This window comes from Desulfosporosinus meridiei DSM 13257, from assembly GCF_000231385.2.
Classification (GTDB): domain Bacteria; phylum Bacillota; class Desulfitobacteriia; order Desulfitobacteriales; family Desulfitobacteriaceae; genus Desulfosporosinus; species Desulfosporosinus meridiei.
In genome coordinates this window covers 1,730,797-1,754,966 of the sequence record NC_018515.1, presented here as the reverse complement: position 1 = coordinate 1,754,966, position 24,170 = coordinate 1,730,797, and the positions used below count along the sequence as shown (strand labels likewise).

The window sequence follows — 24,170 nt, the reverse complement described above, 5'->3', positions numbered from 1 at the left end:
GACATAATCATTTGGTGTCAATAAAATATAAAATCTGTGAAAATTAAATTGAACAGTGCCTTGAAGATCTCATCAGAAAAGAAGTGGGAATTCTGAGGTTAGGTCAAAAGTCAAAGAATGCCGGTTCTTTCATCGAAAGCAACCGACATTCTTTTATAAGTCTTGGTTGAAAGCTTCAGCTTATACCTTTTCGCTAAAACACATCTTGAACGATTATCTGCAAATCCCTAGCAGTACGGCACCGATATACCTTAGAACAATAGATTTGATAGTCTTTCATTGTATTATCCGGTTCCGACCACTCATTTTTTTCCAAAGGATTCAGCCAAAACACTTTACGAACTTTTTCCGCGATCTGAGCAAGATATTCTGCTTGAGCTTGATGATAGTTGTTCTTACCATCTCCCAGAATAACAAGCACCGCTTGTGAAGATATACCTTGGAGTTTTTTCTCTGCAAGTTCTTTGAAAACAGCTCCATAATCTGAAAAGCCAGAACTCACTTTATGACCCCAGCTTTTTATTTCCTGTTTTACTTCAGTTAATTCTTCATTCCAAACAAACTCAGTCACATCCCATATTGAATCAATGAAAAATAATATCCGTACCTTTCTAATTCTCTCTCTAAAGCAGGTTACCACATAGATTAAGAATTCCACGAAGGAGGCCATTGAATTTGAAACATCGCAAAGCACCACTAATTCCGGTACTTGCGGTATTTTATGTCTAAAGTATAGTTTAAAGAAATGCCCATCCCATTGAACACTTTGCCGAATGATTTGAGCTATATCTATGGTTCCTTTCTTAGAGGATTTCCATCGCGCGCCTTGTTTTAAGGCTAATTTCCGGGTCCATTTTTTAATACTGGATTTTACAAGCTCTTTTTCCTCTTCTGACAATAAGCTTAAAGATTTATATAGCCAATGCTGTCGAACCACGGGTTCCCAACTGTTATAGTGCCTTACCTGAACCGTCAAAATCTGCTGCTGAATTTCATTTATGATAGTAGCTCGAGCATTATGATGTAAAATCCAATCATCTTCTGAAAGCGAACCCCGCTGATAAGCCAAATCGAAGGAATTAATCCAAGTGAAATAATCCAGATCCGTTAAAATCTTTTTCACAACATCTTCAAATTCCTGCTCACTACCTACCAACTCTTCTATCCTCGATAAGGAAATCATTCTGGAAATTTTAGCTGAGTCTAAAATATCTCCGGAATTTGTAAGGCTAATCCCCCCAGTGCCCCGACCCGTGCCTTGTCCGCCTATCCCAGGACTATTATTATTTTCCAAATCCTTTTTGACAGATGTATCCTTTGAAACCTCAGAATTCAAGAACTCTGAACATCCTACGACTATTCTCCATACCGTCTCAAAGACCCCAGTATCTTGTGGGCGATGAATAAATAATGATCTCAATATTTGTTTAGGCGGTATTTCCGGATAGCGAGCCAGACAGGTTTCAGCATCCAGAATATCTTGGGAGGATATTGATAGAGAAACTTGCCTGAGAGCATTGATTAGCCGAATAAAAGTCCATCCATTCATAGCTCCCATTTATTGATTATCCTTACTTTGTCTACTCTCGGTTTCCCACTTTTTAAGGCGTTCTTCTAGCTTCGCAATGTCCTTAGGGTATTTTAACAAAACGCTCAAAGTCCCAAGGAGGTTAGCATAATTCAATTCCTCCAGCTGAAGAGCTTTTAAGGCCCGGGCATAGTCAATGGTCTCGGATACGCTAGGCAGCTTCTGTAACGGCAATTTTCTTACTTTAGCAACAAACTCACAAACATCTCTAACTAAACTATCTGCCAGCTCCGGAGCATGGGCTCTAAGAATCGAGATTTCTCGATCTAAGCTGGGATATGTCAAATAAATATGTATACAACGTCGTCTTAAGGCATCGCTAAAATCGCGAGAATTGTTGCTGGTTAAAATTACAATTGGTTTTGTTTTCGAAGATATAGTTCCTAATTCGGGAATAGAAACCTGTCGCTCAGCTAGTAGCTCCAGAAGAAAACTCTCAAATTCTTCATCGCTTTTATCTAACTCATCAATGAGTAATAGAACTGGTTCAGAAGATAGAATCGCTTCTAAAAGCGGTCTAGAGAGTAAAAACTCTTCCGAAAATAAATCAAATTTTATTTCATCCCACTCTTCGGTTTTGGCAAGCTGTAAGCGCAAAAGTTGTTTAGCATAATTCCAATCGTACAACGCCTTACTTAAATCAAGTCCTTCATAACACTGTAACCTGATAAGTCTTCTTTTCTCTGCTCGCGCCAGGGCTAAAGCCAACTGTGTCTTGCCCACCCCAGCAGGCCCTTCAATAAGACAAGGTTTATCTAGAGCTAAAGAAAGGAATAAGGTTGTCGCTGTTACTGGATCTATTAAATAACCTTCTTCATCTAGTTTTCGCGCTAACTCTAAAGGAGAAGACTGCATAACAAGAATTCCCTCCACTTCGTGGCTAAACCCTTGGATTCCATCTAGGTTTTACTTGATTATACTACATCACACTTTCCTCTGTAACTTTTTTCTTACGTTAACGATCTTTCCTTGGGACATTTCTTTAGGGCTAATCTGAATTCCAAAAGCGCTTTCTAACTTTCTTAAAACCTGAACCTCCTGTGGATTGACGATTGAAATAGCAATCCCCTTATTACCTGCCCTGCCTGTTCTGCCGACTCTATGAAGATAAAGCTGAGGATCTTCCGACAAATCTAAGTTAAAAATATGGGTGATCCCCTTTATGTCTAATCCTCTGGCAGCTATATCTGAAGCCACTAACAAGGAGCTTTTTCCACTCCTGAAATCATCCATCGCCTTTTTTCGTTCAGCCTTTTTAGCCCCTCCAAAAATGCCCTCTGCTTCTAAACCGTGATATTTTAGTGTTAAGACCGTTTTTTCAATCTCTTCACTTTTATTAATAAATATCAGCCCTCGCGTAGGGATGATTATTCTAATTAATTTTCTCAGGGCTTCAATTTTATCTCTCTGTTCTGCCAAAAAATACATATGTTCAACGGTGGGAGCAATCATGATTGTTTCGGTCACTCGAATGACTTCAGGAGTTTTTAATAGTGTCGACGCCTTCTGTTGGGTCTGGGGGGATAAGGTCGCCGAAAACAACAATAGCTGCGTTCTGCTTAGGGTCGTCTTTATTACCCCTTTAACAATAGCGCTGTTATTCTCATCAAGTAGACGATCAGCTTCATCAAGCACAATTGTTTTAACAGTTTGAGCTACTATCTTTTTCTTTTGAATTAGCTCAAGAATTCTTCCACTGGAACCCACTATTATATGGGGTTTTTGCTTTAATTTTTCAATTTGCCGAGAAATATTTACGTTTCCGATGATTGCAGCGGAAGTAACTGCAATACCAGAGTCTTTTACTAGAGTCTCTATCTCACGCTGAATTTGGATAGCTAGTTCATGGGTTGGAGTAAGAATCATTGCTTGAGTTTCTTTCTTGAGAGTATCGATCCTTTGAATAATCGGAAGCAGAAAAGCTAAGGTTTTACCGGTTCCTGTTTCCGACTGGCCCAATACATCTTTCGCATCTAAGATATAGGGTATTGCTTGCTCTTGAATTACAGTTGGCTCAACAATCCCTTGTTGTTTAAGAGCAGTTACTAAAGCTTCGTCGATTCCAAGTTTATTAAAGGTATTCATTGATAATCCATCCTGTCTAAAATTAAATATCGCTTTATTATATCCTTTTTTTTCGTATATCAGAAAAAAAACGTCATAATTAACTCATTACAGCTAATTTGTTCTAATGGTTATAAAATTCAGAATTTATACCCGGTATAACTATCCGTAATTTCACACTTGGTCATTACTATAATAAGATCAATGTAAGCAGGCTTATCTAGTTTTGTAGTTATATATCTAAATATGGCAAGGAGACGGTGAGATAATTGTCTAATGATCAATTGTACTGTAAAACTCTCCAGCACTTTTTAGCAGTGGCACCATATCAACCAATTTGTAATTGATGATATTGGATTATTCATCTGCGACACGGAAAAAGTAATTTGGGACATGGTTCCAAAAACTTTCAAGTGGGATAAGGCCTCCTATGTCGGGGATAAACCTGGTCCCGGATGGGTTTCTTATGAAGCAATCCAACAGCGAAGACGGGTCGTCAAAGAAGTTGGGAAAGAAGGCTTCGGAGTTCCCTATATAGCTGTAGCAATACCCATTTGGGAAAACGACAACATTGTCGGTGCTATTGCCATTCAACAATCCGTAGATAGCAGGGAACAGCTTTTTGAAATTGCTAACTCCTTAAATAAGATTATTAAAACTGTCGATATTAATGTTCACCAAATAGCGGCGGAAGCTCAGGAGCTTTCAGCGACTGGACAACAGCTGGGTTTTATCTCGCAGAGTACTAAAAATCAAGTTGATGAAACAGATACCATAATTGGGGTCATTCACAAAATCTCCGCTCAGACAAATTTACTGGGACTTAATGCTGCCATAGAAGCGGCTCGAGTCGGCATACATGGCAAAGGGTTTTCTGTAGTTGCTGATGAAGTCCGCAAACTTGCTCAAAGCAGTTCTGATTCCTCAAAGAATATCCAAGCAACCCTAAAAAAGATTCAAGATGCGGTAGAGCAGATAAATTCCGCCGTCAGTGAAATGATTATAGTGTCAGACCATCAAGCAGCTTCATTAACAGATATTGCCCCTTCAGTCAATGAATTATCTAAATTGGCTGATGCTATTGTCGCCTTAGCGAAAGATCTAACCACTGATCATTTTAACCGAAAATGAAAAAATAGGCAAAAATTGAAGGAACCCATCCCACAAAGGTAGGTTCCTTTGATATCAACTATTTATCCATCAGCATATTAGCTACTTTAAATGGCTAACACCTGATTTATAATTACAGTGATTACAAAAACTCTTTTCATTTAATATTAAGCCAAATTACTATTGGTAAAATACTCTTCTAATGCTTTACTATTTACTAAAATGATTTATCTTATCTTAATTGAGCTTTAAGTTTTTCTTTATCCATTGAATAATCCAATCGCCTGATCTCTTGCCCTCTGTCCAATACAACAACTGATGGTACGTTTTTGACATCATACTTTTGGGCCAAGTTTTTCTTTGTAGCCGTATCCATTTTCACCACTTTGTAGGGTTCCGATAGTTCTTGATTTGCCTCTTCTAATAAAGTGCTAAACTCCAAGCTTTCATTATTTAAGGCATTGAAGAAGAGTAAGAGCACTTTTTTGTCGCTTTTCAGTACACTCGTACGAAACCCGTTCAGTTCCTCAATATAGCGCTCGGCAGCGACTGCGGCCGTTGCCCCATCACCTGCAGCAGAAACCACTTGCCTTAAATATTTAACCCGATTGTCTCCCACCGCATATACCCCTTCGAGATCTGTTTCCATTAAATCATTGACAGGAATATAGCCTCTACTGTCCATCCCAATGCCACTTTCCTTAAGAAAATGAGTCGAAGGAATCATCCCAACAAAGAAAAAAGCACCCTGGCAAGTAAGTTCGCTGGAAAGTCCCGTTTTTAAGTTCTTGATTTTAACCCCCTCGACATTAACCTCGCCCAGGACTTCTTGAATAGTGGAGTTCCATACAAACTCCATCTTTTCATTTTGGAAAGCCCTTTCCCCACTCACTTTATTACAATCGAGAACTCCTTCATCATGAAGTACAATCACAGTGACTTTGCGAGCGAACTTGGTAATGTACATACCTTCTTCAATGGCTTGATCCCCGCTGCCAACGACAACAACGTCTTCGCCTTCAAAAAACTCGGCATCACAAGTTGCACAATACGCAACCCCACTACCCTGAAGCCGCTTTTCACCGGGAATATTTAAGAGTCTGGGCTCACTGCCACAAGCAATGATAACCGCTTTAGCCGAGTATTCTTTCTTTTTTTTGGTACAGATGATTTTTTCTTCTTGTGAGAAATCAACACTCACAACTTCATCTCGTAAGAATTCAACACCAAAGGAATCGGCATGCTTTTTAAAGTCTTTCATAAGATCGGATCCACTGATTTGGCCATAGCCCGGATAATTGACAATTTCTCGTGTCGTATTGACCAAACCTCCAACCGTCCCTTTGTTGATTACCAAAGTTCTCAGCTTCGCTCTTCCCCCATAAATAGCCGCAGTGAGCCCTGCGGGACCCCCGCCGATAATGATTAGATCGTAGGTTAGTACTCCCATTTTCCTAAATCACTCCCTCTTTTAGAATGTTTTAGGGATTACGATTCCAGTACTTCCGCAATTTTATCGATGACTTTGTCTTCGTCAACAGCACCAGCTAGTTTTGCTTGATATTCGCCGCCCTTAAAGAAAAGAATCTGTGGAACTCCTTTTAAGGAGAATCTTTGGAACAAGTTTTTATCCTCTTCTACATCCACGTAATAGAATCCAACCCTGTCTTGATATTGCGGTTGAAGCTCCTCCAAAACAGGAACGACATTTTTACAAACGTGACAGTCTTTTCTGGAGAAAATAACAAGACAGGGTTCCTCATTATCATAGATAATTTCTTCAAAACTCTTGGCATTTAATTGTTTTAAGGGCATATTTTTCACTCCTTTAAATAGCTTTTTGTCCAATCTCTCAAAGAAGTCTCAAAAGAATTTTCATTTAGGAATAAACAAAGTAAGGCAGGCTATTCCACGAGTTAAGTTTAAGTGAATCAGCCTGCCTTTTTATACTATCAGAAAGTATAAACTTGCGTTTTCTTTATATTAGAATTCTTCGGTTAAAATCTGATAGATTGGTGCCCCTTCACAGTGGGCAGGCATTCTTACCCCTACTAATGTTGCAATAGTCGGTGCAATATCAACTTGTCTAATGGTTCGAACTGTTTTAAAGTTTTCTTTAATTCCATTCCCTGCTGCTAGGAAAATTGGGGAAACAGAAGTATCAAAAGCACCCTCTACAGTGGATAACCCATCGCCATGTAAACGGCTAAACCCTTCATCGACAGTAAAGAAGATATCCCCACACTGCGGACCGTTTGTTCCTAAGACAACGGCGTCTTTATTCCGCATTGCCAGCCCGATAACACGCTGTCCTTTATATCTATAGGAGTACAGGTCAGACATAATTTTTCTTTCCAGCTCATATTTGTCCGCCGGGTCAACAATGCCATGGGCATCACGGCCCTTTAAGTTTATATATATATAGTTGCTTCGAGTCTGAACAGCTGTTGTCTTTTCCCAATCTACTTCTTTCAAAGTTTTACCGTTTTCGCCCTTTTTCATTACGGTATAACCGAGTTCCTCCATGACCTGTACATTCATGCCGCCATATTCACCAATTTGTGGTGGGAATTCTTCCCCTACCAGTAAACCATGGTCAGCTAGAATCATGATTGTCCATCCCTCATCTAACAGATGTAAGAATTCACCCAAATATTTATCTGTCTGAATGTAAAACTTCCGAATAAAGTTCTGATTAACTTCAGGGTCAGTATAACTCCAGCGCTCCAGATTTTTCGCTAAGTGCCAGAACATATGACCTGCACAGTCAACATTATGCAAATGCGTGAACACTACCTGATAATCCCGGGTTTTAATTAAATGATTTAAAGCCTTTGCTTGCCATTGACTATACGAATCCCAGGCAGGTTCATAAACATTCTCAACCAGGTAAGCATCTTCTCCCCCAACCAAGCTGACAGGCTGAACCGGTCCAACATTTTCTACAACATCTTTTAACAATTCTTTGGGATGCCATAATTTATCCTGGGCAATATCCAAGGCATTACTGATCCACAGTTTCACCGATGTACCATCGGGAGAAAGTTCCAAGAGTTTCATAGAACGACAGGCGGGTTTTAATACACCCTCTTTATTAATGTCATCTACAATACCGGAAACCATTTTCCCCAGCTCTAAGACTGCGATTGGCTTCTCTGCCTTCTTATTTTTATAAATTGCTATACGGTCATAGGTGCCATCAGCATTCTTCAAAATTAAGGTCGGTCGTCTTACAATACCATCAGAGGTTAAAATCGTAAATTCTTTAGCATCTGCCGGTGCAGCCGCCCATCCTTCTGCATTTTTCAGCGGGGAATTGACTACATCATAATGAGGAATTGATTCAATAACCATTTCCATATTTTCTGGTCCCATGATATATTCACGGATTTCACTGCCTGTCATGGCAGCTTCACCATACCATAATTCCATCATATCGGTAGCTGGTTCTTCTTCTTCTTCAGTAATAGCACTCAGATCGGAAATCATGCAGCCGGTACCGGCAGGACGTTCAAGTTTGGGAGCATAGATTAATTCTGTAATTTCCTCATTAGCTGCAATAATTTTTTCCCAATCAAGTTGTGCCACACCCATGTTAACCGAACCCGGCTGTGTTCCATCAACAACATGTAAATTCGGGTTGTCACTGGTCGGAGGCCAGGCGGAACCGGGCCAATGCCATACTAAGGTTTTGAGGCCGGCTTCAGTCGTTACATTCCATAACTGCTCAGCTTCACAATTTCTGGAATCCATATTATAGACAACAGCGTCCAAGCTCTTTGGTGACTGCCGCCAAAAGCAGGTAATTCCGTGTGTTCCAGGATAAGCGCCTGTTGCTAAGGTCGTCCAGCAGGCAGGTGTAATTGTTGGCAGGGCACCTAAGTGGGATAAGTCTTCTCTTGCCGAACCTTTTTCTATAAATTTTTGTAAGTTTGGCATTATTCCTTCGGCTAAGAACTTCCGGGTTACTTTGGGATCCATCCCGTCGACCCCTAATACCAATAATTTCTGGGTTAGTGCTTCTCTTTTCATTGTTTAAATCACAACTCCTCAAAGAGTTTCGAAACTGTCGACCTTCCCGGTTTAGTCATTTCGAGCTCAATTACTTTCAGGCCTACTATCTGACTGTCTACCCTTAACAGCTAGAATTACTCTAGCCCCATCCAAAACTCGCTATTGGTGGTGGCCTGAGTATTACCAAGGAGGTTGGAATTCCTTAAGTAACTTTATTTAGTAATGAGAAGAACCAAAGTTGCTAGCTCGTTCTCCTCATTACTATCGTTAATATTTAGTTATTCGGTCATTAACTTAACTATTGACACCATACTCTTTTTCAGTTTCTTCCACTATAGCACGTAATTCTGCTTGAACATTTTCCGGCAGATGCTCCGGTTTATAGTCTTCGAGTATGGATCTAGCCACTTCGTAGGCTCTTTCTGAAAAATCCTTACCACCATCAGCCAGCCAGACATCTCTCATACGGCGGTCAATAACATTACTTTTAGATTGAGAACGCATGTGTTTGAAGGTATGCTCTTGACCAATAAAGTTACCAGCGGTACCTACCTCTTTAATAACATCTATTGCCAGAGTTTCATCAGACACACTTATCCCGCAAACAGCTTTTTTAATCATCCTAGCCATCTCATTATCCATGACCATTTGTGCATAGTCATAGGTAATACCGAGTTCCAACATACCTGCGCCATAGATCAGGTTGGACCCTGCCAACGCTGTCAGCATAGCGGTAATTGTGAACTCATGCGATGCCTGGGCATCCGGGAGTTTGCTGTCTACCTAGCCACCGGCTACCCAGCTCGGCAGTAAGTAAAACTGGGCAAGTTTCGCCACACCTGCATTGATCATTCCGAGTTCCGGAGATCCAACAGGTGCCGTGGCAAACCGCAGATCCATGATTGTGGTTGAACTTCCATAGATAACCGGTGCTCCCTTACGAGTTAGCTGGCTTAAGACGATGCCACTTAAAACTTCAGCATTGTGTGTTACAAGACTCCCGGCTAAGGTAATTGGAGAGGTAGCTCCAGCCATAGCCATTGATAGTACGTTTACTGCTATACCGGCGCGGGCACCCTCAATAATTACTTCAGTGCAATGGCCTACTAATTGTAACGGGCTTGTTGGGCAAACATTGCAAGAGAAGATTGGTCTTTCCCGTAACTTTTCTTCTCCACCGACTATTGCAGCAGCCATCTTCAGAACCTTTCTGAAGTTTTTTCCACCTTCAGTACCGATAAATACGTGCTTGGAAGTATTATTAAAGATAACCTCGGCATTATGAACGACAGCAGCCACAGGCGGAACATCCTGAGGTGCTACCGGACGTAAAACTGCATCCATTTCACTCATTGCATCACAAAAGCGCGAAATATTAGCTACATCCTGCTTAGTAGTCTTCCGATACTCTTTGGTATACGGGTCGATGATTGAGACTCCTTCACCAAAATTAATAAAGTGAACTCTTTTGCCACCAAGTATAATGTCATGTTTAGGATTTCTACCTGCCAAAAGAATTGTATTAGGGGCAGAGCGAATAGCATCCTCAACAATATGAGGAGGAATTTTCACGACTCGTGTTTCGAAATTTACACTAGCTCCTCCAGCTGCGAAAATTTCCAAGGCTTCTTTAGACTCAACCTTAATCCCTGTTTTCTCCAGTACTTCAAGAGTTCCACTGTGGATATCATAAAGTTCATTGTCAGAAAAAATATTAAGTCCGAAACCCTCAAATTTTGAAACTCCTGCTTGAACTTCACTTCTCAATTCTTCCACCTCCATAACTTCTGCAACATTTAATATGTCTGATAATCTTTTCCCGGAAAACTAGTTTAAGAATGCGGTAGCCATCTCTTTAGCAGCCATAGCGTCCGCACAATAACCATCTGCCCCGACTTCATCAGCAAAGCTTTGCGAAACCGGAGCCCCACCAACAAGAATCTTAACTTGATCTCGTAATCCTTCTTTGGCGATATGGTCAATTGTGACTTTCATATTTAGCATTGTTGTGGTCAAGAGAGCAGATAAACCAACTATTTTTGCGTTATGCTCTTTAATGGCTGCTACAAATTTTTCCGGAGATACATCAACACCTAAATCAACTACGTTAAAACCTCCGCTTTCCATAATCATGACAACTAAATTCTTGCCGATATCATGTAGATCTCCGGCAACTGTTCCAATAATAATTGTTTTACTAACTGCAATGTCTGCCCCAGTAAGCAAAGGCTTAACAATATTCATCCCCTCTGATAAAGCCCTTGCCGCCATCATTACCTCAGGAACATACATCTCTCCAGCTTTAAACTTTGGAGTTACAATATCCATACCAATCAGTAAACCTTGGGAGATAATTTCCATTGGATCGCCACCAGCATTTACCATCTTCTGGGTAAGCTCTTTTACTGCAGCAGCATTTCCTTTAAATACATAATCGGCTAGTTGATCAAAATCGCTCATTTATAAATCCTCCTTTAAGATGCAATACCTTGTGTAATTACAAACTAGTAACCTTTTTCAAATAGATCATATTATAATTACATTTCGTTGCATAATTCCGTCTTTTTATGCCGGGTATAAATCTGGACAACTAGAAAAATTATTAAGATTAATGAGCTCTAGCATTCTCGATAAACTCTAATAAAGCTTTATCCGTCTCTGAATCGAGTAAAGTCTCGGGTGCATTTTGCAGAATCTGTTGATACTTTCGGTTTGCCTTGATAACAACATCTTCGGAACCAGCGTTCTTCCAATCGCTATAATTTCCCCAATCTGAAACAGTAGGCGTCCACAGTGATCTGAATTTCTCAAATGTGCTTATATGCGACAAATAGGTTCCCGAGTGTCCTATCTCTTGAATAACGTCAACAGCTAATGCTTCATCCGAGGTATCGATCCCTTGAGAAATCCTTCTTACCCTTCTAATCAATTCTTCATCAATGACAAACTTTTCGTAGGAAGTCGTCATAATTGCATCTAAAACACCCAAGCTTTGAACTGACATCTGGGCGCCGCTCATCATTCCCATTAGCAGGCTCTGCATGGTTTCATATCCTGCTTGACAATCAACAGTCTTCGAATGTGTGATTCCCGACATGGTTCTAACGGGTAAGTGATAGTAATCTAAACCCATTTGCAAACTGGCAGTATTTATTAACATAGCCTCAGGAGAACCTGCCGCAAAAGTTGCTTCTTTCATATAACCTGAAGTTGATGCGGTAGCGTATACTAACGGAGTCCCCGGATTCACTAATTGGACCAGAACCAGTCCTGCTATTGTTTCAGTGTTTTGCAAAACTGCCGTTCCTAACAGTGATATTGGGCCACTTACTCCAGCCATAATGCACGGTGCAAGTAAGATAACTTGATTTCGTTTTGCATATTCAATCATAGTTTCGAGAGTATCAGGAGCATAGGCTAACGGACTTAGTGAATTTACTAATACCGCTGTACAATGGTTCTCCAATAAAAATCCGGGTTTACCCAAGGCCATCTCAACCATATCTAATTGTTGGCGAACCTGTTGGGTATTAGCACAGAATCCTATAACGGGTTTCTCAGTGTTTTTTAATGCTTCGTACATCATAAGTAGATACTTATCACTGCTCTTAACATCACTGGGGTCAACAGGGATTGTGCCTACTAGATCAACAACATCGCTGGCTTGACAGAGTTTTTGGATATTTGCATAATCCTCAAGAGTTGCCTCTCGACGTCCCTTTTGTAAGTCTTGAATATAAACCGGCCCAACGTTTGGCTGTATCAAAAAACCTTCTCCAACGGTAACCGAGTATTTATCATTACGTGCCCGCATGCGGAAGGTACGTGGAGCTGTAGCCAGAGCTTGTTCTACCAGTTCGCGAGTAATGAAAACTGTTTTATTTTCTACTCTTGCTCCATGTTTCTTAAAGACTTCAATAGCTTCATCATTGTGAAATACTACTCCAGTCTCCCGAAGAATCTTCAGGGTGGCTTCATGAACCCTCACTAAATCATCCTTCGTTAAGACTTCCAGCCGTGTTTTTAAAGCCATTATTACACCCTCTCCTATCCTACTTGCCCGAAACTTCAGGTAGCTAATTTAGCTTTAATCCTTAAAGTTACTTTGAGTCAAATAGACTTAGGTAGAGTCTATTTGACTTGATATTAGAAATTCGTCCAAACTTGAATTTAATACCAAGAAATTTAACACATGCATTCCTTAGTTTTTTAAGCATAAAGCCTTCTTACACCACCTCCAAACAATCTCCTACTGGCCGATAAACTACTACCACTCTTCTGTTATTGAAGGATTAGCGGTAGTCGAGCCTTCTAAAAAATTGGTTTAGTTGGACTTCATCAATATGTCAAAATATAATGCAATTTTCATGCCGTTCTAAGTATTAAGTTAAATATGTTATGAACAACAAGAAAAAGCAATCATCAATTACTTCTACAAGGATTTAGGTTCCTTATTAAGCTCTTAAAAAGAGACAAAGTATGCGGTCAATCTATCCTCGACATAAAATATAGAATATTTAAGTCATCTTGACTCAAATATTCCAACGATGCAGGATTTTATCTTTGTCTTACCGAATAAAATAAATAGTTAATTTAATATTTTCAAAACAAACTCTCTTGTATGACATTAGATTATAAATATATACCAATTTTTACTGATACTCAATAAATTTTGCTGTAAACATTGCAAAAAGGGAGTTGTCGAAATTGCTAGATATAAACGAACAAAGTTTGAACAGAGATGATTTTAAAATGATTCTGGACAATTCGTTTGATGAGATCTTTGTCGTTAATAGCAAGGGAATTGTAACCTATGTCAATAAAGTATGTAAGAAGCATTATGGCTTAGATCCTTCTGAGATAATCGGAAAGAATGTTAGCTATTTATTGAGTGAAGGTTATTATTCACCAGCCTTGGCTCCCATAGTTTTTCAAAACAAGCAAACCGTTACCGTTGAACAGCAAACTAAAACTGGAATTAAACTTGTTGTCACTGCCACCCCTGTGATTAACAAGGATGGCGAAGTTGATTTCATCGTTATGAATAGCCGTGATATCACACAGCTTGAAGAGTTAAAACAAGATTTAGATAAAACGAAAAAACTTGTTAAACATTACAAAAGCAAAGTCGATGAATTAAGTCAACAAGTCAGCTACTTTAAGGGATACTCCTTTCGAGATGAAAAAATGAAGTTATGCCTAGAAATAGTTAAGAGGGTTGCCTTAGTAAATTCTACAGTTCTTATCTTAGGGGAGTCCGGTACCGGGAAAAATGTACTGGCCATGGATATTCATAAAATGAGTGAGCGCAAAGATGGCCCTTTCATCTGTATTAATGGAGCCACTATCCCAGAGCACCTCTTAGAGTCAGAGCTCTTCGGATATTGTCGCGGTGCTTTTACAGGTGCAGATAAGTTCGGGAAAGTAGGATTGGTTGAACTAGCCCATGGTGGCACATTGTTTCTGGATGAGATCGGAGAAATACCTTTGGGAATTCAAGCAAAATTATTAGAGCTTATTCAAGAGCGCAGATTTATTCCCGTCGGCGGCAAAGAGCATAAGAAAATTGATGTAAGGATTGTTGCAGCGACCAATAGAAACCTTGTTCAATTAATTGATGAAGGAAAATTTCGCGAGGACCTGTACTATAGGTTAAGCGTCATCGAAATTGACACTCCGCCTTTGAGAGAAAGAACCAATGATATTATTCCGCTTTTGGAGTTTTTCTTGAATAAGTATGACTTGATGTATAGATACACTCACAAGTTTGATAAACAAAGTCTTGCTGTGCTTAAAAGCTATGCCTGGCCCGGAAATATTAGAGAGATGGAGCATTTGGCCGAACGATTGGTGGTTACAGTTCCGGAAGGATATATTCTACCCGAACATTTACCCAGTAAAATGTTTAAAATACCATCTGGGCATGCACACTCAAACATTTTAGAAGAGGAACTATCAAACTGGAAAAATCTCAAAAAAACCAGTGATGAAGAGGCTATCATACTCAGATTGTATAATATGCTGGGGAGTTCATACAAAGTTGCAAGCACCTTGAATATTAGTCAAAGTAAAGTTACACGTATCGTACGCAACCATAAGCAACGCTCTACTCTCAAGTAAGATACAGAATATGGAATAATTTTTCGCTGATAAGTTTATAGTTAGTTTCATAAGTAGCACCGAGCGATTACGCAGCGGAGGTATATAGATTATGAGATTAGAACAATTATTTCTTTTAATCGAAGTCGCTAAATATAACTCAATTTCATTAGCAGCTGAGCATGCCTTTATTACCCAACCGGCCGTAAGCTCATCAATTAGTAAACTTGAAGATGAGCTGGGAACACAACTTTTCAGACGAACTCCTCAGGGTGCTTATCCGACTTCAATTGGGGAAATAGTTATTGAAAAAGCCCGCCTTATTCTTGATACTGTTGAAGAAATCAAACAAATTTCTAATACCTCATCACTAACGGGCAACCTCTCCGTTGGGATAATACCCAGTATGGGAGATAAGATAATCCCCAATGTTTTATACCATTTAAAGGACAAACACCCAAAGGTCGACATCTCTTTGACCATTGCTGAATCAATTACCATTCTGCAGAATATTCAATCCGGTAAAAATGACATTGGTATTGTATTGCTAACTGAAGAGATATCCGGTAAAGATCTTTGTTGTGAAGAGTTATTTTCAGATGAATTTCTAATCTATGCTTCTAAAGACTCCCCTCTTGCTCAAAAGGAATCGGTTTCACTAAAAGAAGCACTTGGCTATCCATTTGTTGCTTATAACGACGAATTCACGAAGAATAATGGTGGTATTACAAGTATTCTTAAGAAACATGGGGAACCTAATGTAGTCTTTAGATTTTGTAATTTCGAATTGATTAAAAGAGTCGTATCCCAGGGAATTGCCATCTCCTTTTTCCCCAGATTCATGTCAATAGACGATATTTATTTGCAATCCGGAGAGATAGTCCCGATACCTATCAGTGACGTTAGTTTAGGTATTACTGTCGGTCTCATAAGATCAACCCGTCATGCAATCTCTCTGGTTGAAAAGGAATTTGTGAAAGCCTTAAAATCCATGTGTGAAACTGCTGCAACTATTTCAAATGGCAACTAAAACCCAAGAGGTCTCTTGTCTGTAGAAGGAGCAATCCCAAAGAGGATGGCCGCCGCGATCAGCCATCCTCTTTGGGGATAATTTTACCCTTATTCAACCTCATTATATATTAAAAGGCAAAAGGCGGCTTCTGGTTTAAGCCGCCTTTTGCTACGTTCCGGACTGTCTTACAACGACAACCCCAAATTAGTCTTCTTCCGGATAATCAACAATTTGCACTTTATCTTCTCCGCCGAAATCCTCCTTAAGCCACTTGAGTAGGGACAGAGATAAGATGATGATAATAAATATTATGGGTACACTGGTGGCAACCGATGAAAGTTGAACTACCGGTAATCCGCCCACCACCATGATAGCTACCCCGATCACAGCCAGGAGTGCACACCAGAAAAGTCTTGTCCATTGGGGAGATTCCTGACCATTCTTAACCTCTTTGCAAGAAATACTGGAAATAATATAGGCATTAGTATCAATGGTAGTAGCTTGGAAAATAAGCATGACAAATAAGAAATAGGGAACAACTATTACAGCTAACGGTAAGGTATGCAAGAGTTGGGAAATCATTGCCCCGGCACCGGCGTCCTTCATAGTCATATCAAGTGCTACCCCTAGATTAAGCTGAAGATTTACAGCATAGCCGCCGAACACCAAGAAGAACAGTGAACAGCCGATGGATGTTACAACCATCATATTTATAACCACGTTTTTGATGGTTCTCCCCTTGGAGATCCTGGCAACAAATAAGCCGAAGTACATAGCCCAGGCAGCCCACCAAGCCCAGTAAAATACTGTCCAGTCTTGAGGGAAACCGGATTTGGTAATGGGATCTGTATATAAACTCATACGGAAAAAGTTAGTAATCAAAACCCCTAAGTTGTCAACATAAAAGGAAAACAAAAACAAGGTAGGGCCAACGATCGCAACAAACGCTAATAACCCCATACATAACCAACTATTTAATTCCGACAATTTTTTAATTCCGCTATTGATACCGGAGACAGCACTATAGGTAAATGTTGCTGCAATTACCAGTGTGGTCACTACTTTTACCGTCATAGTATCCTGAATACCCAGATAACCGGCTGCAACAGCCGACATCATAGGAATAACGGTTCCTAAGGTTGTTCCTAATCCGCCGACCAGACCAAGCACAACAAAGATATCGATCGCTCTGCCAAGCCATCCGTCTACCCGATCACCCAATACTCCCCGGCAAGCATAGCTTGGGGAAAAGTAGGGTTTTTTTCTAACGTAAAGCATGTAGGCAAAGGCGATAGCCCCCGGAACAAAGATAGACCAGGCCGAAAGCCCCCAGTGAAACATTCCATAGGCAATAGCGAATTGCGAAGCTTGCCCAGAAAATGCCTCATTCCAATAAGGAGGAAACTTTAGATAATACAAAGGCTCGGCCATGGACCAATAAACTAAACCTGCTCCAACACCGCCAGTGAACATCATTGATAACCAGCTGAAGTCTGAGAATTCAGGTTTATCATCTGTTCCGCCCAATTTTACATTGCCATATCTGCCAAAAGCTAGCCAAAATGAAAATATTACACAGCCCAAAGTAAATAATAACCATAACCAGTCCATGTTATAAGTTATAGCTTTTAATACGACTGCAACATAGGGTTGCAGGTCTGAACCATAAATAAGCATTGGGGCATATAACAGAACACATAAAATAGCACTGCCCCAGAAAACAACAGGATTAATACGTGCATATATCCCTTTAGATTTCTCTTGCGACAAGTTATTCACCCTTTCTTGTGATTTAATCTGAGAACCGGGTTAAGAAGATAAGTAAGTTGATAAATTCCACGTTTCTATCTATAGTGTTACGAAAACAAAATCCTTGGTTATTACCTTCTTGGTATTTTCAGATCCGTGAAAAACAATCCTATGATGATGCCCGCTAAGAAACCTAGGTTATCGCCTTAGTAGCTATTTCTTATTTCACTAGATTTGCATATAGTTCAAAATTAATTTTCGAGCAAGAATAATAAAGAATATATCATTAGAAATGTAACTAATACCGTTAATCCTTTACTTCTATCTCTCAGGTTCGAACTTTTAATGATTTGTTTGTTATACCCTCCTTTTCAGACCTAGCAAATCCGAATTGACAAAAATTCTTCATTATTGTTAGCTGGTCTTTGAATTATAAGAATCTTATCCTTCTTCTAACCTCCTTCACAAAAATTGCTAAATCCTCATAATACATACGTTTGCAAATTTGTTGCCAATTATCAGCAAAACAAATTCAATGTTATGAAATAAATAATAAATGACTGCTATTTGCGCAGGTTATAGGGTATATAACTTTTTGAAAATTTTTTTTACCATTCAAAATAATATTTTTGTTATAAATTCAAAAATTAGTCCCCTAAAACTTTTTTCAATAGTATAAAAAATTAAGTCTAATTGACTTTTGTTGAGTCAGTTAGACTTAAGAAAGATTATCTCTGAGACGTACTAGCTGGTGATTTCTTAGTATCCTTGAACAGCCCTATATCTGCTGGATCAGTTCATTCCGAAAGGAGCTAATTCTTAAGTCATTAAGACTTGCCCAGTACTCCTTACAGAGCCTTCTGTCGTCTCTGTACAACCATGAGACGACCGGATAAACAGATAGCACTGACTGCCAAACCTAGTATCAGTCCAATCCAATACCCTGATGCTTCAAGTGGTGTGTTCTGTGCCATATAGTACCCTGCGGGTAACCCAATACCCCAATAAGAAATACATGCAATGTAAAACGTGGCATTCACGTCCTTATAGCCTCGCAGAGTACCTTGAATAGGTGCTCCAATTGCATCTGACAATTGGAAAAATAACGCATAGATAAGAAAGTGTTGCGCCATTTCGATCACTTCAGCTTCCTTAGAATATAAAGCTGCTACTTTTTCACTAAACAGCAATAATACAGCTGCACATATACAGGCCAAGCCAATCGACATACCCATACCCAGATAACTGTATTGTCGAGCATCCCTCTGCCTATTAGCCCCGACTTCGAAGCCGACTAAAATTGTTAATGCAGAGGAGATGCTTAAGGGCACCATGTAAAGCATTGATGAAAAATTCATAGCTACTTGATGAGCTGCAATAGTAACAGTGTTGAAAGAGCTCATGAGCAAAGCGACCACTGCAAAAATGCTTGTCTCCACAAAAATAGCAAAACCTATCGGTAAACCTATCTTCAATTGTTCCTTCCATTCCTTAAGTGATAATCTGTAAAACTTATTAAACAATTGATACGAAGAGAAAGAATGATTACGAAGAATTATTGTCAGGGCCATTATAACCATACAATAATAGGTTATAGTCGACGCAATACCTGCACCAACACCGCCTAAAGGAGGCAACCCAAATTGACCGAAGATAAAAATATAATTCAGAGCTATGTTGATGGGTAAAGAGACTAAGGCGATTACCATGGTTATTCTTGTTTTCCCTAAAGCATCGATAAAAGCACGTAAAACCTGATAAATAAACAACGCCGGAATTCCACTTGCAAGTGCCACCAAGTAACTTCGCGATATACGAAGAACATTATCCTCTAAACCCATCAAAGAAAGAATGGAGTCTAAGGCTATAATCCCTCCCCCAATTACAAGTAAGGACACAAACAAGGCTAAATAAATTCCTTGGATAACTTTAAAGGCAATTTCCTTTTTTCGATTCCCTCCAATCAGGTGTGCCACAATTGGAGTTACGGCTACGAAAATTCCTCCTAACCCGGCACCTACGGGAACCCAGATGCTTGAACCGATCGCTACACCTGCCAAATCATCAGTGCTAGCATGTCCGGACATAAGGGTATCAAAAAAATTCATAGAAAATATAGTGACTTGAGCCACTAATATCGGCCATAGAATTGAAAACAACTGTTTAATCTTTTGCAGCATCGTAAATGTCTGTTTCATGAATTCTCAATCTCAAATTTTAATTTTGCCTCAAGTTGATCTTCCCATATCAAATAGGCCGCGAAAGTTTTCCCTGATTTTGATTTAAAGCCTTTAATCAAAGGGGTTCTCCCCTTTTTCAATAAGCTTTTGACCTGATTCACAGTCAGCACTTTACCACAAATCGGAGTTTTCCATAATACAAAACGGCAGCCTTCTCTCCAATTTGAACATCCAAATCCCTTCTGACCTTCAATTATTTCCCCGCCGCACTTTGGACAGTTTCCCAATCTTTTTACCGGACTCTCCTCTACAGGTTTTGTTTTATCCTTCTTTCCCGATTCCTTTACTTCTTTACCTTTTTTTAAGTTCTTTGAGGATGGGGCAAGAGCTAAAGGGGTTTTACCATGTCTTTGTTCAAAGGAACGAAGCTCTTGAAGAATTCGTACAATTGCCTCTTCTACTTCTGTCATGTAATGTTCAATTGTAAGTTCTCCTCTTTCAACTTTTGATAGGTCAAACTCCATTTGTCCTGTCATTTCCGCACTAATCAGGAGCTGGGCTTGAGGTAGCTTTTCCTTAATCACTTTAATCAATTCCACACCTTTTTCAGTGGGTCTTAAGATCTTGTGATCCTGCAGGATATATCCCCGATCAATTAGGCTTTCAATAATAGCCGGGCGAGTTGCTACTGTACCCAGTCCTTTTCCTTTAAGTTGCTGGCGAAGTATTTCGTCATCAATCTGTTTTCCAGCACCCTCCATGGCTTTAAGCAGATCACCTTGAGTAAAGCGTTTCGGTGGTTTTGTGCTTTTTTCTTCAATAAAAACACGTTTAGCTTTCACGTCTTCTCCCTTGCTCAGAGGGGGCAAAGCTACACTTTCATCCTCTGTCTGATCTTGTTTAAGCTTTTTCTTACTTTTTCCTTCACTCTCTTCATTAAGCTCACTTGAACCGTATACTTTTTTCCACCCCAGGCTCAACAATACTTTACCTTTCGTGCGAAAAGCCTCATCCTCAACCATGGTTACTACATCTGTTTGATGGTACTGAGCAGGAGGAAACCAAACCGCCAGAAAACGCCGAAGGATTAAGTCATATAGATTCTGTTCGTCCCGATTGAGCCTATCTAGGGCAACTTTTTCAGTTGTCGGAATAATAGCATGGTGGGCAGTGATTGTATTAATTACTCTTTTCCCCTTAGGTAATCCAAACTGAGCTGCCTCATCAACTAAGTTCGTATAAGGTTCTTGGCGAGTCGCTCTAAGATGATCTGGCAGTTTTGGTAAAATGTCTGTGGATAAATAAGCACAATCCGTACGTGGATAAGTTATTGCCTTTTTTTCATAAAGTGACTGAGCTAACTGCAGTACTTTCTCGGCACTATATCCGTACTTTTTAGAAGCTGCAATTGACAATGAGGTTAGATCAAATAGCAGGGGGGCTGGCTCTTGTACATCTTTCTGTTCAATTCTAAGGATTTCCCCTTGCTTACCTTGGGTTTTGGCAACAATAGTCTCTGCAACCTGAGGATCTGTTATCCGCTTTGAGTCATCTCTAAGGTCAAACCATTTACCTGGATATCCCCCTTGCAAAGTTGTAAACTCTGCCTTCACCTCAAAGAATCGCTGGGTGACAAATTGTTCGATTTCCCACTCCCGCTCTACGATTAAGGCTAAGGTCGGTGTCTGTACTCGACCTATTGATATAACATTGGGTTTTTTGCGTTCAGCATCGAAGCTACCAAATAAAGAGCTAAATCCTTCTGTCAAATTCATTCCGAAATCCCAATCTGCGTAGGCCCGTCCATTTCCGGCTGCAGCTAATCCTGCCATTGACTCACCTGGTCGGAGAGATTTTAAACCCTCTAAAATTGCTGCGTTGGTCAAAGAGGAAATCCAGAGCCTAGACAAAGGCTTATTGCACTTTGAGGCATCCCAGACCTCCTGAAAAAGCAACTGTCCTTCCCGATCGGCGTCAGTTCCACAAATAACCTCACCAATGTCCGAAGATTTTAACCATTGCTGAATTACTTTAAATTGCTTTTCTGCACCGGATTTAACAACCCGCCGAAAATCCCTAAGCTTAGGTAATACCGGCAATCTCTTTAAACTCCAACGTTTCCCGACTCTATCTAAATCCATATAAGCTTCCGGACGCTCTAGCTCTAATAGGTGGCCGTAGCACCAGGTTATCACATAGCTTTCATTTTCTAAGAACCCATCGCCTCGCTTTTTTACACCTAAGGCCGCAGCATATTCACGAGCTTGGGACGGTTTTTCTGCAATAATAAGTTTTCTAATCATCTAGATCCTCTCTTTATATCAATGGACGTAAGTCCAGGGGAATTGAGCTTATTATATTTTACCACAGATTAGGTCTATAAGGGGCAATTGGATCTACCCTCCTCATATGGTGTCCCCAGGTTTATTATCCTTTTACCATACATAAGTAAAGGTCTACTTTAATCGCCACGCGTGGCGCACCACGTAAAAAAAGAACCCTGGAGATGGTTCTTTCTTTACCGCCATAATTCTTATCGCTAGATACTAAACTTTTCAACAGCGTAACGAAGCTCTTCAGCCAAATTCGCTAAGCTCTTACTGCTGTCTGTAATCTGATCCATGGCGGCAGTCTGTTCCTGAATAGCCGCACTTACACTTAAAGTTTGATTAGATGTTTCCTTATTTAATTCATCAATTGATAAAACAGATGAAACGATATATTGACTTCCACTTGCCATTTGTTGAACCACTGCTGCTATTTGGTTTACTTGTTCGGAGACATCATTGATCAACCCTACAATATTCCCAAAGGCTTTACCTGCAGTATTAACTACTTCGACACCATCCGCAACACTGCGTACAGCGCTTTCCATTGCTAAGCTAGCGTCCTTAATATTTTCTTTATTTTCTTTAACCGTTGAAACAATATTAACTGCTGAATCTCTTGATAGTTCTGCAAGCTTTCGCACTTCCTCTGCTACAACTGCAAAACCTCGCCCATTCTCGCCTGCTCGGGCAGCTTCGATAGCCGCGTTCAAAGCCAGTAGGTTTGTCTGCGACGAGATATTAGCAATAATATCAATGAATTCTGTGATATTATCAAAACCAAGCTCTAATTTCTGAATTGCATTCTGAACAAGCTCAGTTGAACTACCTACTATGCTCATTTGTTCTACAGCATGAGAAATCGTTTGATTACCTGCTTGGGCAATCTGAACTGTCTTGTTCGCAGTGTTGGCAACTATATTACCACTCGAAGCAACTTCTTCAATACTAGCCGAAAGTTCTTCAATCGTCCCGGATGTATCAGACAATGCCTTGACTTGCTGTTCTGAGCCATTTGCCACTTCAGTAATTGCCTGGCTGATTTGATTGGAAACTTGAGTATTTTGATCCATTGTGGCGACAATTTCCTGAGATGCCGCCGTAAGCTGCTCTGCAGACTCAGATATTTGAGTTACCAAACCCCTCAAATTAGCAGTCATAATATCAAAGGACCTTGCGAGTATTCCTACTTCATCCTCTGTTGAAATATTAAGTTCCACATTTAAGTTTCCTTGAGCGACCTTTTCAACACTCTCTGAAATTGTTTTCAATGGCTGTACTATCATTCTAGTGATTAAAATACCGATTAATACTGCAAGCAGTGTTGCCAATGCCGGTAAAAGAATTAGCATCGACTGAGCACTATTAATCATCCGGTTATCGTTAGTAACTTCTGATTTTGCTTCTTCGATATGATAATTCCCGATTTCGCGCAAAAGAGTTTGAAAATCTTCTTGCGCTGAAAAACCCATTTTATAGTAGTATTCCATTGCTTCATTTCTTTTGCCCTTTTGTTCATAAGCCAAGGTTGTTTCAATAACTTGCTTCAAATTTTTGAACTGCTCATTGGCCTTTGATAATCTTTCCTGTTCATAACTCGTTGATGCTAAGGGTATATAACTTTTAAGGAATTTCTCAATTGAATTTTCGCGCATAGTTATTTGATCTAATTGTTGCTGATAAGTTGCCTTGTCAAGTGTATAAGAAGTTATTGCCAAAACTGCTGATTTAAGCGCATTACTATCTGATCGTGCTTGATTAATATCCCGTATTGGTATTAACTCGTTGTCATATAAACTATTAAGGGAGGTACTCGCTTTTTGGAAATAGAAATAACCGATATAGCCTACTCCACCTAGGGAAACTACCATTATGGATATAATGATTCCAATTTTAAATGCTGTTTTTCTATTAAGAATCCAATTCAAAGTTATTCCTCCTTTTACTGGTTACCTCACAGCAGCGGGCCTTAAGATGTTTGTGATTTTTTTAACTTCGGTGTTTAATTTGAAATCCCTTTATGGATT

Annotated in this window: 15 protein-coding genes and 1 pseudogene; 3 read left to right on the top strand and 13 right to left on the bottom strand. The window is 39.8% G+C overall.

Translation table 11 applies throughout. The features are described from left to right. Positions 1-193: 193 nt before the first annotated feature. The 3 genes from DESMER_RS08110 to DESMER_RS08100 all read right to left on the bottom strand — a co-directional run bounded on the left by DESMER_RS08110 (position 194) and on the right by DESMER_RS08100 (position 3,673). Entirely contained in the window at positions 194-1,558 is a 1,365-nt protein-coding gene (locus tag DESMER_RS08110) for a VWA domain-containing protein (protein WP_014902567.1), read from the bottom strand. Next, positions 1,559-2,443, bottom strand: coding sequence for an AAA family ATPase (locus tag DESMER_RS08105; protein ID WP_014902566.1), 885 nt, complete (start codon positions 2,441-2,443; stop codon positions 1,559-1,561). A gap of 69 nt (positions 2,444-2,512) precedes the next feature. Next, positions 2,513-3,673 carry a DEAD/DEAH box helicase gene (locus tag DESMER_RS08100; RefSeq protein WP_014902565.1) on the bottom strand — a complete coding sequence of 387 codons (1,161 nt, stop codon included), beginning with the start codon at positions 3,671-3,673 and terminating at the stop codon, positions 2,513-2,515. A gap of 372 nt (positions 3,674-4,045) precedes the next feature. Here DESMER_RS08100 and DESMER_RS24665 point away from each other — a divergent pair, with 372 nt between their 5' ends. Continuing rightward, on the top strand, positions 4,046-4,783 hold the full coding sequence (locus DESMER_RS24665) for a methyl-accepting chemotaxis protein (protein ID WP_014902564.1): 738 nt from the start codon (positions 4,046-4,048) through the stop codon (positions 4,781-4,783). Between the two features lie 211 nt (positions 4,784-4,994). Here DESMER_RS24665 and DESMER_RS08090 read toward each other — a convergent pair whose 3' ends face one another. The 6 genes and pseudogenes from DESMER_RS08090 to DESMER_RS08060 form a co-directional block, all read right to left on the bottom strand. Then, positions 4,995-6,212 (bottom strand): FAD-dependent oxidoreductase, encoded by a 1,218-nt coding sequence (locus DESMER_RS08090; RefSeq protein WP_014902563.1) that lies wholly within the window; start codon positions 6,210-6,212, stop codon positions 4,995-4,997. A 38-nt stretch (positions 6,213-6,250) separates the two neighbouring features. Then, complete coding sequence (locus tag DESMER_RS08085) at positions 6,251-6,577, bottom strand: thioredoxin family protein (RefSeq protein ID WP_014902562.1); 327 nt, start codon at positions 6,575-6,577, stop codon at positions 6,251-6,253. Positions 6,578-6,745: 168 nt separating this feature from the next. Beyond that, positions 6,746-8,794 carry an alkaline phosphatase family protein gene (locus DESMER_RS08080; protein ID WP_014902561.1) on the bottom strand — a complete coding sequence of 683 codons (2,049 nt, stop codon included), beginning with the start codon at positions 8,792-8,794 and terminating at the stop codon, positions 6,746-6,748. Between the two features lie 276 nt (positions 8,795-9,070). Continuing rightward, positions 9,071-10,543 (bottom strand): annotated as a pseudogene (gene mttB, locus DESMER_RS08070) ([trimethylamine--corrinoid protein] Co-methyltransferase). A 60-nt stretch (positions 10,544-10,603) separates the two neighbouring features. After that, entirely contained in the window at positions 10,604-11,236 is a 633-nt protein-coding gene (locus DESMER_RS08065; protein WP_014902560.1) for a cobalamin B12-binding domain-containing protein, read from the bottom strand. 148 nt (positions 11,237-11,384) lie between these two features. Next, positions 11,385-12,809 carry a trimethylamine methyltransferase family protein gene (locus DESMER_RS08060; RefSeq protein WP_014902559.1) on the bottom strand — a complete coding sequence of 475 codons (1,425 nt, stop codon included), beginning with the start codon at positions 12,807-12,809 and terminating at the stop codon, positions 11,385-11,387. A 674-nt stretch (positions 12,810-13,483) separates the two neighbouring features. Between DESMER_RS08060 and DESMER_RS08055 the strand changes: the two genes are divergently transcribed. Both DESMER_RS08055 and DESMER_RS08050 read left to right on the top strand, forming a co-directional pair. After that, complete coding sequence (locus tag DESMER_RS08055) at positions 13,484-14,896, top strand: sigma-54 interaction domain-containing protein (protein ID WP_014902558.1); 1,413 nt, start codon at positions 13,484-13,486, stop codon at positions 14,894-14,896. A 91-nt stretch (positions 14,897-14,987) separates the two neighbouring features. Continuing rightward, positions 14,988-15,905 carry a LysR family transcriptional regulator gene (locus tag DESMER_RS08050; protein WP_014902557.1) on the top strand — a complete coding sequence of 306 codons (918 nt, stop codon included), beginning with the start codon at positions 14,988-14,990 and terminating at the stop codon, positions 15,903-15,905. A gap of 186 nt (positions 15,906-16,091) precedes the next feature. Here the strand turns inward: DESMER_RS08050 and DESMER_RS08045 are convergent, their stop codons facing one another. From DESMER_RS08045 to DESMER_RS08030, 4 genes are all read right to left on the bottom strand, one after another. Continuing rightward, a complete protein-coding gene (locus DESMER_RS08045) occupies positions 16,092-17,657 on the bottom strand; it encodes a BCCT family transporter (protein ID WP_014902556.1) in 1,566 nt (521 codons plus the stop codon). An 827-nt stretch (positions 17,658-18,484) separates the two neighbouring features. Then, on the bottom strand, positions 18,485-19,834 hold the full coding sequence (locus DESMER_RS08040) for an MATE family efflux transporter (protein WP_014902555.1): 1,350 nt from the start codon (positions 19,832-19,834) through the stop codon (positions 18,485-18,487). After that, entirely contained in the window at positions 19,831-22,119 is a 2,289-nt protein-coding gene (locus DESMER_RS08035) for a type IA DNA topoisomerase (RefSeq protein ID WP_014902554.1), read from the bottom strand. The genes DESMER_RS08040 and DESMER_RS08035 overlap by 4 nt, the downstream gene beginning before the upstream one ends. Positions 22,120-22,355: 236 nt before the next feature. After that, complete coding sequence (locus DESMER_RS08030; RefSeq protein ID WP_014902553.1) at positions 22,356-24,071, bottom strand: methyl-accepting chemotaxis protein; 1,716 nt, start codon at positions 24,069-24,071, stop codon at positions 22,356-22,358. Positions 24,072-24,170 lie beyond the last annotated feature (99 nt).